The sequence below is a fragment of the Cellulosilyticum lentocellum DSM 5427 genome, from assembly GCF_000178835.2.
Taxonomy (GTDB): Bacteria; Bacillota; Clostridia; order Lachnospirales; family Cellulosilyticaceae; genus Cellulosilyticum; species Cellulosilyticum lentocellum.
Map to the genome: position 1 here is coordinate 3335329 of NC_015275.1, position 14757 is coordinate 3350085.

Consider the following 14757-nt stretch of genomic DNA (forward strand, 5'->3'; position numbering starts at 1 on the left):
GATTTATGCTACTCTATAAAGGAAGCCATGAAAAAGCTTGATAGTTAAGTTTCGTTCCCTATGCCTATTAGGCCGTACAGGAATGAGATTTCTTGCGATTATGACTTCTAAATCAGGTGATGTTGCTTTTCCATGATAGAATAACCTACACATATGCACTGCAACTGAGAAATTTGCTTTATATGTATGCTTTCTTTGCTTTTTTTCAATGACTACGTGCCATGTAATCATTTCTGCAAAGTTATACATTATCATATGTGCATAGATTTCTTGTTGGATACACATCACCTTTTTTGAATGAAAATCTAACATTCCAATCGTATATTTCAAATCTCGAAAAGATGTTTCAATCCCCCAACGAGAAGCATACAGTTTTTTTACCTCATCAGGAGGATACTTTTCACTGTTTAGATTTGTAACTATTGTTTCATAGGAAGTTTCTGAAATAGGAAATCTCACTATTCGGAAGTGTAATTCATAGAATTTAGCAGGTTCAGATTTCTTGTTTTTAAGTGGTAAATAATCAAACGGTTGGGCTGAAGAAACACTTCGATAATGATTTTTGTCTTTGAAAAGTTCTTTGACTGCATTCGTTTTCTTTCTTGTAAGTTTTAAAGAAATATCAATATCAAAACAGTCTGTTTTGGGTAAATCCAATCCATTCTTTATACCATTAATTCCATCTTTGACACGAATAAGAAAGAACCATCCTTTTTCTTGAATGTGAGCCATGCTGTTGAAAGATTCATAACCTCTATCAGCTATCACGAGTGCTTTAGGAATTTCAGAACGATCAACCATTTCTTGTAGAGCGTTATGTTCATTCTTTTCTTTAGATTTTTGTATTATCACATCATGATAAATAGAATAATTTATATTATACAACGCATTTATATGCAGAAGATTATATGATTTTCTTCCATCTTTTCCAGAATGAAATGAATTTAAATCATCAGGATTGGTAGGAATCTGTACATCAGACCCATCAACAGCAAGTATGGGCATATCTTCATTAAAGTTATCTATAAGTTTACTTGAAAAGCCGTCAAATATCTTCTTAAACGCTTCAGGCTTTATCTTTTTTCTCTGCTGAACAAACGCAGAAGAAGTTGGTGTATCTGCAGATGCACCAAATAGATCTAATAATTCGTTTGTAAGGCTCCCACTTCCCATTCCAATAATTCCAGCTAAAATTTTATTCATGGGCAATTTCCTTTTGCGTAAAAAATCACTACCTGGATTGGTACAATAATCTTGCGGATTGTCAGCTATCTTTTGGATTTCATCTACTAAAAGCTTTTTAATTTGTTTGGGTTTCATATGTGTCCTCCTTGTAACTAAGTTTCCTTTAATTACAAGGGCCGCTCTCACTACCTCTTTATTCAATCAGTAGTGAGAGCGGCCGCACATTTTCTTTGTCTTGTCAACTACTTTTTCAAAAAAAGATCCCTATACCATTTGATTGGTATAGAGATCTTTTTTCGTCATCTTAACTTAATGACATTGGTTAAATAACAAGCTAACTTATTTTTTACACTACTTTATTCTAAACAAGCATTAGGCCTGTTTTTCTTAATTACCTGTGAGATCCCTAATTCACGAATGCGATCGAAATAAGCATCACCAGAATGCTTTAATATAAAGTCAATTTCTTCTGTATAAAGAGGCATAACATTATAAATGTAAGTTGTTTTTTCTCCCTCTTTAAAGGTATAAAACTTCATATCCTCTTGAACAACAGGTGGATAAATCAGCATACCACATAAATCACTACCGCTATAATAAGGCGTTCTCTCTTCTCCATTTCCAACTGCATGTCCCCAGCCTAAATAGCTATTAGTCAGTCTTGGATACATTGCTAAATCTCTTAGGCTTTGTAGTAACCAACTATTTTCTTCTTTTAAAAATCCTTCATCTGAAATATCAAAGCTTTTATCTATAAACATAACAAGCTCTGCATAAGCATTTCCTTTAAGATACTCTGGTACATTCATAGGCAGATAACGCATGCCATTGGTCACTAGGGCATTAAACTTTTCCCCTTGGAAAGATAAGATATCTATAGGAGGATCAGTTGGCGTTATTTGTTTATAAATGCTTTCAAATTCTCCTAAGGAACGTTCTAAGTGATTCATATAGCTTGGTTCTTCTTTAAACTTCGTTACAACCCCTTCTTTTGAGTCTACTACTTTTTTCGCGGGCTTAGAATTGCTATCAGCAGCTTCTAAATCCGCAACTTTAATAATAGCCGTCTTACTTAGATCTTCTTGCTCCTCTGTAGCTTCTAAATCTTTTAAATTAATAATAGCTGTTTGATTTAAATCGACTTGGTTACTTTCTTGTTCTATCTTTTCTATAGGAAATCTAGTTGTTTTACTTAAGTCTTCTTTTTGATGTGCTAAGGACATAATAGCTGCTTCACTCAAGTCTTTATTTTGTTCCTCCATAGGAATAATAGCTGTCTTGTTTAAATCCTCTGAAAAACTAGCTTTTTCATCTAGCTTAGTCGTTTTACTACTAATCTCAGTTTCTACTTCTTTTTCTTCTAGTTCTTCTATCCCTTGTATCATCTGATATGCTAAACCACCCTCTGATTCTTCAGTAGCTGGTAACTTACTTATCGATTCTTCTACGACTTGTTCCAGATCATCATCATCTTCTTCTTCGTCTTCTATTACCTCACCTTTCATATAATGAATACCTGCATATAAAAGATAAATAATCGCTCCAAAAATATAAACAACTTTGAAAACAGGTTGTAACAAGCCATCTGCTACTACATTAATACAGTTATAAGTCCCGTGTATAATGATGCAAATCCATAAATTATTAGTCCAATAATAAAGTAAGCTTAAATAAAGACCTATCCCAAATGATACCATGGCTACCTGACTTATATTACCTGCAAATAAACTTTCAAAATTAGTTTCTAGCATGGTAAGGGGCACATGAATCAACATAAAAAGCAAAGTAGCTCCTAAAATCGATAGAAAGGCTTTTCTTCCCGTTAGCTTTAAAAAGTCATTCAAGATACATCCTCTATAAATCACTTCTTGTAAAAAAGCAGTACTTACAAAAAAGATTAAAACATGAGTTATGATATAAGTGACACTATAAGCACTTTTTCCTCCTGAGATATAATTGAGTGCATAAGTAATACCAGCTGCTATACCTAGGTAGCATAAACTGCTTAATAATGAAAAAATATTTTCTTTAAAACTTATAATACCCATTTCTTTATAAGCATTTTTAAAAATAAGATGATTGACTAATATAATAATTAAGAAACCTTCTATGACCATATAAATGACTTCACTAATAAGCCATTGGTATTCTCCGCGTAACCCACCTATAGTAGCGCCTATAGGTACTGCTATTCTAAATAACAGCATAAGGATTTCTAATGCGAATAAGGTCACAAGCTGTCCTATGTATTTCATTCGAGATTCTCTTTCTTCTGCCAATTTTCTTCCTCCTTATCCTACTATCTTTTCTTATTATACGACAAACAAAAGAAATTAAGCTAGAGGATTTTTATCATTATTTAGTGGCGAAGAAGTGCCTTTGCTATTAAACCTAACCCGCCAAAAGTACCACCAAACATTAAGATATAATCTATCAAACTGGTTGCATGAAAAATAATATTTAAACTAAGTATGATTTGAATCATAATGACAATAGCACCAATAGCAGTAATAATCCAACCTATAGGTGATTTATGATTAAAAAAGATAATAGCAATACCTACTAATAACGGAATCGTTACTGCTCCTCCTGGCAAATTGAACCCAAATAACTGCTTAATCCATATAACTCCAATAGTAGTATTTTTAAAAATGTTATAAAGCCCTATAATAACTAGTACAACTCCAATTCCAAAATCACGTATAGATGTATCCTTAGACATATACTCTCCCCACTTTCATTTATTGAAGATTAGAACGATTGGGCTAGTATTACAACCCAATAGTTTAAATATTTATAATTATTTTACTATAAATATAAATATTCATCAATGCAATAATACTATGACAAGTATTCTGCTTAAAACAAAAAGCCAAAAGGACCTTTATCCTTTTGGCTTTTCAATTTAACTTACTTTATAACATAATAGCGTAATCATAGGCTTTATCTTCTTTTATCATTTGCTCTATTACCTTAGCTGCATCTTGGTTTTTCTCTAAGACACATTCGTTCAGCCAATAAGCGATTGCATCACCACGATAACAAACGCCACAATGTGTATCATCTATCCAAAAAGGATGATTAATACTTTCATCATAAATCCAGTTATTAAACCTTCTAATAAGCGTATCCATATCTAATGATACACCATCCGGACAATAAATATAATCTGCATCATAATCAAAATCTACTTTGATAACCATCTGTTTGTTCCTCCTTATTTTCATTATCCATTTCCGTCTTCATTGCCTATTGGCACTTATTCTTAGCTTTCCCATTTTATATACGCACATACGTTTTATCACCTTTATAACTTAGGAAATACTTACTTATTTTATATCCAATACCAACACAGATTACTAAAACAAGTCCTAGTAAAACAAAGGTCACTTTCAATCCAACTAAATCACCTATTACTCCTGATAGTGGAAAAAATAAAATCATCATAATAGAAAACGCCATGCTTTGTACTGAAATTAAAGTAGCTCGTTGTTTTGAAGGTATGAGTTTGTTCATAGCTCCACTACTAATCGGTTGTAAAACAGCTGTTAATCCACCTATAAAGCAAAATAGCACTATACTAAACCACTGCTCACTCCAATAAAAGCCTACCATACATACCGCTATGAGTAAAGCTACTATAGTTGTAGTATGGTGCCTTAATTTCTTAACTAAGTAATTAGAGGCCAAAGCCCCTCCTCCAGCTAAAACACTATTGAGTAAGAAAATAATGGCAATGCCTACTTTACTCACTCCTTGTTCTGCAAAATACTGCTGTCCATAGAAATAAATAATAGCTGAAATCGCTAAAATGATTGGATAATAGACTAGCAAAAAGGCTAGTTCCATATTAGCTTTAATAAGCTGCATAGTTAACTTAAAGTGCACTCTAAAACTAACTTTTTCCTCTTTTTCATAAATAAGAGCTTCTTCAAAACCTAAAGCTAATAACAGTGCCACTATAGTAAAAATAATAGCAATACTATAGCTTAACAGGTACGATCTTTCAGCTAGTAATGCGCCTAAAAAAGCACCTATACCTTGAGTCACTTCTATAATAAAATTCAAACGACCATTTACTTTAACATACTGTTCTTCTTTTCCAAGTTGCTTTAAGCTATCATAAACCAGTGCTTCTTCTGAGCCTGAGCTTAGATTGAAAGAAGCGGCTGAAAAAATGAAGCTTATCGCAAAACCCCAAAAACCATTAGCACTAATCATTAGAAGGGTGGCTATTAAAGCACTTATCCTACTTAATACAATTGTTTTCTTTCTACCTAATAAATCCGCTATAGCACCTGTTGGAATCTCGAAGAGCATACTAGTCAAATGAAATATGCCTTCTAAAAGTCCAATCTCAGCTAAATTCATCCCTCTATAAGCTAAATATAACACCCAAATGGAACTCGTCATATCCATGCACTTAATGCCAGTATAAATATAATTAATAAAAATATTTCTTTGTATACGTTTCATATTTCGCTCCTATTTTTCTCTGTTTTATTGGTTTCTTTTTTGCACAATAAAAGAGGTCCTTCTTTTGAAGAAACCTCTTTAGAGTTGGAGCTACTTACCTAAAAAAAGCTTAATGTCATCACTTTTTTCTAAAAAAAGGCATAGTATCCCCAACCCACAGTAACATACCTGTTTTTGACATACTGCTACTTGCCATTGGGGTGTATCCTTGTTTGATAGCAAAAAGTTTCATAACATAAGCTCCTTTCTTTTTTATCACTATGTTTGCATTGTACTATATCACATTGTCAAATACAATGCTTATTCTTTTATAGCTGATAAAATCTTTTCGTAATAATTTTCTTCCAGTACCTTGGCTGAATAGTAAAACTTAGCATCTACTGTATCAATCATATCTCTTACATAATCTTCATCTACATCAGCACCTATAGCTGTGGTAAACTCCTTGGTTAAGGCATTATAACGCCCTTTACCTGTAATAAAGTTACGACTATAAAGCATCACTAATGGCTCTGAAGAAGAGAAAATATCTGTTCCTACAAATAATCTAGAATCATACTCAAGGCCCATTAAGTTAGATAAGGTTGGTAATACATCTAGGCTAGAACAAGGCTTATCGATTACTGTAGGTGTCATGCCAGGTGTATAAAGAAGAAAAGTACTTTTATAAATACCAAAATCTTCATCTACTGTTTTACCAGCTAGTTCGCTAATATACTCATTATTAAGACCATAAGGATAATGATCTGGTGTAATTGCAATTAAAGTATGGTCTAATACGCCAGCTTCTTCTAATTGCTTTAATAAACTTTCTATAGCCCTATCTAATTCAATCTGACAAGCTAAATAAGCTTTGGCTGTCTCTGATAAGTCTAAGTCTTTGACTAAATCCTCATTTTTCTTAGACATGTCATTTTCTGAGAAGGAATAATTCATATGACCACTTACTGTCATATAGTACGTATGAAAAGGTGCATCATGAACATACTCGGCTGCAGATTCATCCATCATTTCTACATCAGACTCTGGCCAAGCTTCTTCTATATCTAACCCTTTTCCCTTAGCTCTATAATCATAGCCAAGGTTAGGATGAGAAATATCTCTATCATAATAATCATAGTCATGGTCATGGAACGCCATAGTCTTATAGCCTTCCTTTGCAAGCTGATTTCCTAAAGTAAATGGCATTGCGTTAGCTCCAGAACTTGCCATACTCCATATACCACTCTTTGGAATTTGCCCTGTACATAGAGCATATTCACCATCTGAAGTGCTTAATTCCCATAATGGCGTATAGAAATTTGTAAACTGATAGCCTTCTTTGGAAAGCTTATAAAGTGTTGGTGTTAAATCTTCTCTGATAGCATAAGGTGAGAAGCCTTCCGCTGTAATCGTAATCAAATTATAACCTTTGTATTTCCCCGTATATTCATTTTTAGCTGTAGGCTTTACGTTTTTAAAGTAAGTATGCATAGCTTTCATCTCTTCTGAATCTGCTTCTGCAATAAGTTTATCAAAATCAATATCTAACTCATTATAATCAACATTTTCTTCTACATTCTCGCTCATAGCTGGTACGCTACTATCTGGAAAATCCATATCATCATCAGGTGCTTGTGAAAGCAGAACAACTTCTTGATTGCTTTCTGTTAGACCTGGGTTCCAGTCAAATAAAGTACGCTTAGCATCTAATCTTAAAGTCGTCATAAGGCCAAGCTTTTCTGCTGCAATAATAGGATAATGATGCTGATAATATAAATCATAAGGAGAATAAGCATCCTTCGCTCCTAAATGAAGGAACCCTACAGCAATCAATTGTGCTAGTATTGCTATACCTCCTAAAGCAAATCTTTCTTTAGTCTTTACTACTTTAAATGGTTTAATCCACTTTTTAACAATAAGTAATAATACAAATGGTACAAGCATTAATGAGATTGGTCCTATATCATTCTTTAATTTAATCATGATAATTTCCCAGAATTCAAAAACCTGACCTGCATTAGATGCTGAATATAAGGTATAAAACATCCTAAAAATCTTATAGTAAATGAACTGTGATATAAAAACAAAAGTAATCACACCTAATAAAGTGCAACCTACCGTATTCCTTTTTTCTTCTTTGAAAGCCGTACAAATCAAATAGCATAATACACCTACTGGCACAGCAAATAATAAGCTATAAAACAGTCCTGAACTTAAAAATTTGCCACTAAACACTATTCGAAAAACACTTTCTAAATAGTAAAGTGCTGCAATTAAATAAATGAGTAACATCCTACCGTCCCTCTCTTTTTCCCCATAGCATTCTATTTTAAATATCAAATTCTAATATATCATAAATTCTGTTGCAATCAACCATTTAAATGACTAAACTTCCTGGCAATTTTTATAAGTTATTAGCTATTTTAACAAGAAAATTTTCTACTGGTACATTCTTAATCAAATTTTAACAATTAAAATTTTAACATTGACTTAATATTATACTTATGTATATAATAATCACAGATTTCAAATTTTAAAGAAGGAGGTAGGACTAATGTTTAATAATCGTAAAAATGTTCGTATGTATGGCTTTACAAAATTAAATAATGTTATTAGTCCTATCTCTATTTCCGGATAGGCTATTCACCATGAATATCCTTTTTGATTAATTTTTTAATATTTTATTGCGTCCAAAAGGTCATGGTTTAACATGGCCTTTTTTTGTACGCCAAAAATATATTTTCTAGGGGAGGTTACGTTTTATGCTTCGTGTTTTTAAGTATGTTTTTAAATATCCCGCCATGATTGGTATTGCCACTTTAGCCATGTTTACGGTTATTGGTATTGATCAGATTGTACCACTCATTCAGAAATCTTTTATTGATGATGCTATCTTGGGCGGTAAAAGCAATTTGGTCGTATCTTTAGTGATTTGGCTTTTGGTTTTAGCTTTGTTTAAAGCTATCTTGGGTTACACCAAGGAATTTCTTTATGATTTGATGAGCACTAAAGTACATCTCAATTTAAAAAATCAGCTTTTTAATCATATTCAATCCTTTGAATTTGCTTATTTCGATCATATGAATACAGGTGAGCTTATGGCTCGTATCGGTGAAGATTTAGAAAACATTTGGCAAACCTTAGGATTTGGGCTGAGATTACTTATTGAAAATATCTTTTATATTGTATTAAGCACTATTATTCTATTTAGCTTAAATGCTAAATTAGCTTTTATTTGTTTAATCCTTTTAATACCCATTGGCTTTATCACCCTTAAGCTAGAAAAGCTTTTTGGTGCTTGCTATGGAGAACTCAGTGATCAAACAGCAGTGATTAATACCACTGCTCAGGAAAATATTGCAGGTGTTCGCTTAATTAAAGCTTTTGCTCGTGAAAAATATGAAGTCAAAAAATTCTTAAAGCTAAATAAGCGTTACTACGAACTTAACATGAGGCAAGCAAGCTATATGTCTAAGTATTTTCCAATTATTGACTTTCTCACTAATACCGCTTTGGTAGCCATGATTATCTTCGGTGGTTATATGGTTCTCAAAGAAGAAATGACTTTAGGTACCTTAACAGCCTTTAATACTTACATTTGGTATATCGTCTGGCCACTTCGTCAACTAGGGTGGCTTACCGATATGCTTTCTCGTACTTCTGCTTCTGCTAAGAAAATCTTTGCCATACTAGATCGACCAGCAGAAATCACAAGTCCTGATGATGCTTACTGTCCAGATACCCTTAACGGACATATTAGCTTTAAGGATGTAAGCTTTCATTATAACGAGGGTGAAGAAGTTTTATCACATATTAACCTAGACATTCCAGCAGGCAGTACTGTAGCCATTATGGGAACTACCGGTTCTGGTAAGAGCTCACTTTTAAATTTAATTGGACGCTATTACGAGCCCTCTAGTGGTGAAATCCTCATTGATGGCGTACCACTTTCAAAGTGGCATTTACATACACTCAGACAAAATATGTCCATCGTCATGCAAGATACTTTCTTATTTTCAGATACTATTGCTGACAATGTACGCTTTGGAAAACCAAACGCTTCTATGGAAGAAGTTGCAACTGCCTGTGATTTAGCTTGTGCAACACCTTTTATTGCAGAATTAGAAGAAGGTTATCGTACACAAATAGGAGAAAGAGGCGTTGGCTTATCCGGAGGCCAAAAACAACGTCTCGCTATTGCTAGAGCTATTTTAAGGAAAGCACCTATTCTAATTTTAGATGACGCTACCTCAGCTTTAGATACTGAAACTGAATATGAGCTTCTCACTCATCTTAAAGAAAAAAATTATCAAACAACTACCTTTATGATTGCTCACCGTATCTCTGCTGTAAAAAATGCTGATATCATTCTTTATTTAGAAAACGGTAAAATCGTAGAACAAGGTAACCATGAAACATTGCTCAAAAAGCGTGGTCGTTATTACGCCATTTATCAAAAGCAATTTGAAAGCTTTGAGGAGCAGTTAAAGGAGGCGACTTATGTCTGCTAATAACATTAGAAAAGAAGAAAAGGTTTTATCTAGAAGCAAGTCTCAGCTCATTAAACGATTGTTAGGCTATTTAAAACCTTATAAAAGAAAAAGTGCAATTGTTATTTCACTCATGATCTTAGTGATGCTTTGTAATTTAATTAATCCCCTCCTTTTAGGAAGGGCTATAGATACTTATGTAGCTGATAAAAATGTAAACGGTCTTCTGATTATGGGACTTTTCTTATGCGCCTGTAACTTAGCTGCTTGGGGCTTTTCTAAAATACGATATATTTTAGTAGCAGAGGTAAGTAATAAAATTTTAGTAGAGATCCGTCATCAACTTTATACCCACATTCAAGGCTTATCTTTTAATTTCTTTGATTCAAGGCCTGTGGGTAAAATACTGGCTCGCATTATGGGTGATGTAAATGCACTTCAGAATTTATTTACTCAAAGTATTCAGTCCCTCATTCCAGAACTTCTTACACTAGTGGGCATCTCCTGTTTTATGCTAGCTTTAAATGTAAAATTGGCTTTAGGTTGCTTAATCATTTTGCCATTTTTAATAGGTGCCATGTTTTATATTGAAGTTTTCTCAAGACGTAGATGGGATGCTTACCGTAGCAAACGTTCTGTTATGAATGCTTTTACTCACGAAGACTTTTCTGGTATTAAGGTCGTAGAAGCTTATGCAGAAGAAAAGCAAACAGCAGGTAACTTCAAAGAAATCATTAGTGAACTTTCTTCTTCTTTTATTCATGCTGTCAAGCTTAATGATTTATTTTGGCCATTAGTTGATATTTCTGCTGGTCTAGGTGCTGTCTTAGTTTATATGTTTGGTTACCGATTGGTTACTTCTGGAGAAATTCAGATTGGTACTCTGCTGGCCTTTTCTATGTACGTAGGAATGTTTTGGAATCCTATTATGAATCTATGTAACTTTTATAATACGCTGATTTCTAACTTTTCAGCAGCTGACCGTATTTTTGATATTTTAGATGTAGAACCTACCATTTATAGTAAAACAGATGCACCTTCACTTTCTTCTATCGAAGGTGAAGTACGTTTTGAGCAAGTTTCCTTTGCTTATGATGAAAAAACGGAAGTGCTACGCAACGTGAATTTTATGATTAAACCTGGTGAAAGAATTGCTTTAGTAGGTCCTACTGGGGCTGGTAAAACAACTATTATATCTTTGATTAGCCGTTTTTATGATCCTACCGAGGGACGTATCTTAATTGACGGACATGATATTAAAGAAGTAGAGCTTGGTTCTTTAAGAGAGCAAATGGGCATTATGCTTCAAGATACCTTCCTGTTTTCTGATACCATTATGGAGAATATTCGCTATGGTAAGCTAGATGCTACGGACGAAGAGGTCATAGCTGCTGCTAAAGCTGTTCATGCTCATGACTTTATTATGCGCCTAGAAGATGGGTATCAAACGAAGATTAATGAAAGAGGTTCTAGACTTTCATTAGGGCAAAGACAACTATTAGCTTTTGCTAGAGCATTACTGGCTAATCCTCGTATTTTGATATTAGATGAAGCAACTTCTAATATTGATACACAAACAGAAACCTTAGTAGAAGAAGGAACAAAGGAACTTCTTAAAGGACGAACTTCCTTTATTATTGCTCACCGTTTATCTACCATTCGTGACTGCGATAAGATTATGGTGATTAACGACCTTAATATTGCTGAATGTGGGACACATGAGGAACTCATAGCGCAGAAGGGACTTTATTACAATTTATATAAAGCACAGTATCGCTTTTTAAGTGAAGGTGCATAATAAAGAGAAGCTATCGTAAAATAGTTCTTAGATACTAAAAAACATGTCTTCATTAAGCTTTAATGCTTCTTTGAAGACATGTTTTTGTATTTATTAATATATAGGGCATTTTACCCCTGAAGTAGCTCTTGCTGCTTCTTCTTACTTAGCTTAGACAATATTAAGTGGTATGACTTATCTAGGATGTTTTTCATCAATTCATCAGGAACATTCCCATCTGGTTTAATGGAATTCCAATGCTCTTTATTCATATAATAACCTGGAATAATATCAGCATACTGTTGCCTTAAAAAATCCCCCTCTAATGGATCTAATTTTAAAGTAATATAACAAGGTTTATCGCATTCATCCAAACAAATAGCTGCAAACATTTTATCCCCTAACAAATAACGTATCCAATTCCATTCCTTCTTCAAATCCTTAGTAACACCCTTTTTTTCTAGAAGATATTGATCAATCCATTCATATTTCATTTTCTTACACTCCTTTAAGTAAAAGATTTTACTTCGTATTACGAATATTGATATAAGTTCGACGATGAACTTCTTCTTTGATATACGACTTTCTCTAATTCCATACACTCTTCCCTCACTAATAATAGAAGTTCCCCAAATATGTTATTCCATGATATGTATTCTTTTTTTATCATATTGACTTCTTTGCTCGGGTTCTTGAGCCGTATAACCTAAATGAATTAAACCTAGTGGTACAATGTGTTTTTCTATACCTAAAATAGTTTGAACCTTTTTTACTGGTCTTACTTGTGGTTTTAACCCACACCAACAAGAACCAATACCTAAGGATGTTGCCCCGAGTAGAATATTCTCTATTGCTGCAGAGCAGTCTTGTATCCAAAAATCATTGAGCTGCAAAGCAAGTGCCCTTTTTGTGTTACCAGCAACAATAATAATAAGTGGTGACACATAGTCTGTATATTTTGTTACCTTCCTTAACTCTCCTCTAATACCTGCATTTTTAATAATGTAAAACTCCCACGGCCTTTTATTACAAGCACTTGGTCCACTCATAGCGTAGTGCGTTAAAGTATCTATGTCTTCATCTGCTATTTCCTTTGTTAGAAATTCTCTTGAACTCCTTCTTTTGTACATCACTTCCTCTAATTCCATACGTTTCCCCCTTACTAAGTGTAAATCATAAGCTTCTTTATTATAATTGTTTTCCCAACAGTCTTGTTCCACTATATGACTTAAGACCTTATGTATATTAAACCATATGTAAGCTAATTGTCGCATTACTGCCCTGATAGTTTCTTTAAAGTATCACCTGTTACACGATAGGTGGTCCATTCTTCCATAGGTGTTGCCCCTAATGATAAATAAAAGTCAATACTTGGTTTATTCCAGTCTAGACATGACCATTCTAGGCGACCACAGCCACGCTCTATAGTAATCTTTGCTAATTGCTTTAAAATCGCTTTCCCGTAGCCTTTACCACGATATTCTGGAAGCACAAATAAATCTTCTAAATAAATACCTGCTTGTCCAAGAAAAGTAGAAAAATGATAAAAGAATAAAGCAAATCCTACCTCTTTTTCGTCTTCCATAACAAAAAACACTTCTGCCTTCTTCTCTTTAAATAGCCAGTATTGGAGCACTTCTTCTGTAGCAACTACTTCCTTTAACATTTTCTCGTATTCTGCTAAATCTTTAATAAAGCTCAGAATTAAAGCTACATCCTTTTCTTCTGCATATCTAAATCTTGGTCCACTATTCATCTTGAGCATTCCTCCTTTAATCAGCCACTTCTAAATGACTATGAGATAGTGTTTCATCAATAATAATTTGCTTATTTGTATTCCAGACTTTTAATTTTTCTTTTGAATAACGTGCCTCGCACCAAGTAATGATCTTTTTCATTTCTTCTATGAAAAAGGCTGCATCATCTTGATCTGAAAATTTAAAAACGTATTTACTTCCTTTTCTAGAATACAACGATGCCCTTATTTCCTCTCTAGAAACCCCCTCATTATGTCTTAAATAAAACCACACGATATCTGATAACTTAATGATACGTTTCTTTTTAATATCTATTAGCCATTCTTTACTAAAATAGCATCCTTTATTAGAATAGATCCATACCTCTTTTTCAATCTGCTGAAATAAATCTTCTAAATCACCATACTGCTTACAAGCTTCTCTTATCCCCTTATACCATTTTAAATTGATAAATACTATAAGTTGCTTTAACCACATTAAAAAAATGCCTGTAAATATTATACCTGCTAAGTAAAGGAAGTATCTTTTTATCTGTATGTCATCTTCATCTGTAATGATTAACATAGTGGGTGTAAAATCATCTCGGGTAAGTTCTACACCTTGAGTCTTTAAGTATTGTATGTAATCATCTAACATTTCATCAGCCAAACCACCCTTACTTTTTTCTATTCTATTAGCAATACGATTAGTTGTATCAAACTCTTCTGGGTCATATGTTAAACTTGGGCATAAACAAATCACAACTTGATTGCCTACATATCCCCAATACATACTGATAACTTTATGCCTTCCAATAAAAGTCCCATTCCTGTACCATTGGTTTTCAATATATCCACCTGTCCTATATAAAGTTAATTCTTCTATATTGCAGACCGGTGGAAATACTCTTGTAAAATAGTTCTCATTATCTCCATTTTCTCTTAAAACAAAGGGTTTATCCAATATTGACTCTGCATAGTCCTTTCCTAAAAACATGATAACAACCATGCTACTAACAATAATTCCCCCTACTATTACTTTTAAAAGCATACCTTTCTTCATTAAGGCTTTTATTGTACCCTGTGGCATTGCTCCCCCTCCTTAATTTAAC

The 14757-nt window shown here is 33.5% G+C and carries 12 protein-coding genes; 2 read left to right on the plus strand and 10 right to left on the minus strand.

Annotated features, from left to right (window positions below):
• Positions 1-3: 3 nt before the first annotated feature.
• The 6 genes from CLOLE_RS22005 to CLOLE_RS15425 form a co-directional block, all read right to left on the minus strand.
• Entirely contained in the window at positions 4-1320 is a 1317-nt protein-coding gene (locus CLOLE_RS22005) for an IS4 family transposase (protein ID WP_013656278.1), read from the minus strand.
• Between the two features lie 221 nt (positions 1321-1541).
• Entirely contained in the window at positions 1542-3464 is a 1923-nt protein-coding gene (locus CLOLE_RS15405; protein ID WP_013658053.1) for a suppressor of fused domain protein, read from the minus strand.
• An 80-nt stretch (positions 3465-3544) separates the two neighbouring features.
• On the minus strand, positions 3545-3907 hold the full coding sequence (locus tag CLOLE_RS22010; RefSeq protein WP_013658054.1) for a hypothetical protein: 363 nt from the start codon (positions 3905-3907) through the stop codon (positions 3545-3547).
• A gap of 193 nt (positions 3908-4100) precedes the next feature.
• Positions 4101-4388 carry a hypothetical protein gene (locus CLOLE_RS15415; protein ID WP_013658055.1) on the minus strand — a complete coding sequence of 96 codons (288 nt, stop codon included), beginning with the start codon at positions 4386-4388 and terminating at the stop codon, positions 4101-4103.
• Between the two features lie 76 nt (positions 4389-4464).
• Positions 4465-5661: an MFS transporter gene (locus tag CLOLE_RS15420; protein WP_013658056.1), complete on the minus strand. Its 1197-nt coding sequence runs from the start codon at positions 5659-5661 to the stop codon at positions 4465-4467.
• 300 nt (positions 5662-5961) lie between these two features.
• Positions 5962-7935, minus strand: a complete 1974-nt coding sequence (locus CLOLE_RS15425; protein ID WP_013658058.1) for an LTA synthase family protein — start codon at positions 7933-7935, stop codon at positions 5962-5964.
• Positions 7936-8405: 470 nt separating this feature from the next.
• Between CLOLE_RS15425 and CLOLE_RS15430 the strand changes: the two genes are divergently transcribed.
• Both CLOLE_RS15430 and CLOLE_RS15435 read left to right on the plus strand, forming a co-directional pair.
• Positions 8406-10154 carry an ABC transporter ATP-binding protein gene (locus CLOLE_RS15430; protein WP_013658059.1) on the plus strand — a complete coding sequence of 583 codons (1749 nt, stop codon included), beginning with the start codon at positions 8406-8408 and terminating at the stop codon, positions 10152-10154.
• The gene (locus tag CLOLE_RS15435) at positions 10144-11931 is read left to right on the plus strand and encodes an ABC transporter ATP-binding protein (RefSeq protein ID WP_013658060.1); all 1788 of its coding nucleotides are present in this window, start codon (positions 10144-10146) and stop codon (positions 11929-11931) included. Before CLOLE_RS15430 ends, CLOLE_RS15435 begins: the two co-directional genes overlap by 11 nt.
• Positions 11932-12041: 110 nt before the next feature.
• Here the strand turns inward: CLOLE_RS15435 and CLOLE_RS15440 are convergent, their stop codons facing one another.
• The 4 genes from CLOLE_RS15440 to CLOLE_RS15455 form a co-directional block, all read right to left on the minus strand.
• Positions 12042-12404: an MmcQ/YjbR family DNA-binding protein gene (locus CLOLE_RS15440; RefSeq protein ID WP_013658061.1), complete on the minus strand. Its 363-nt coding sequence runs from the start codon at positions 12402-12404 to the stop codon at positions 12042-12044.
• A gap of 144 nt (positions 12405-12548) precedes the next feature.
• Entirely contained in the window at positions 12549-13058 is a 510-nt protein-coding gene (locus CLOLE_RS15445) for a nitroreductase family protein (RefSeq protein WP_050794690.1), read from the minus strand.
• 125 nt (positions 13059-13183) lie between these two features.
• Positions 13184-13666: a GNAT family N-acetyltransferase gene (locus CLOLE_RS15450; RefSeq protein ID WP_013658063.1), complete on the minus strand. Its 483-nt coding sequence runs from the start codon at positions 13664-13666 to the stop codon at positions 13184-13186.
• A 16-nt stretch (positions 13667-13682) separates the two neighbouring features.
• Entirely contained in the window at positions 13683-14735 is a 1053-nt protein-coding gene (locus tag CLOLE_RS15455; RefSeq protein ID WP_013658064.1) for a hypothetical protein, read from the minus strand.
• Positions 14736-14757: the final 22 nt, after the last annotated feature.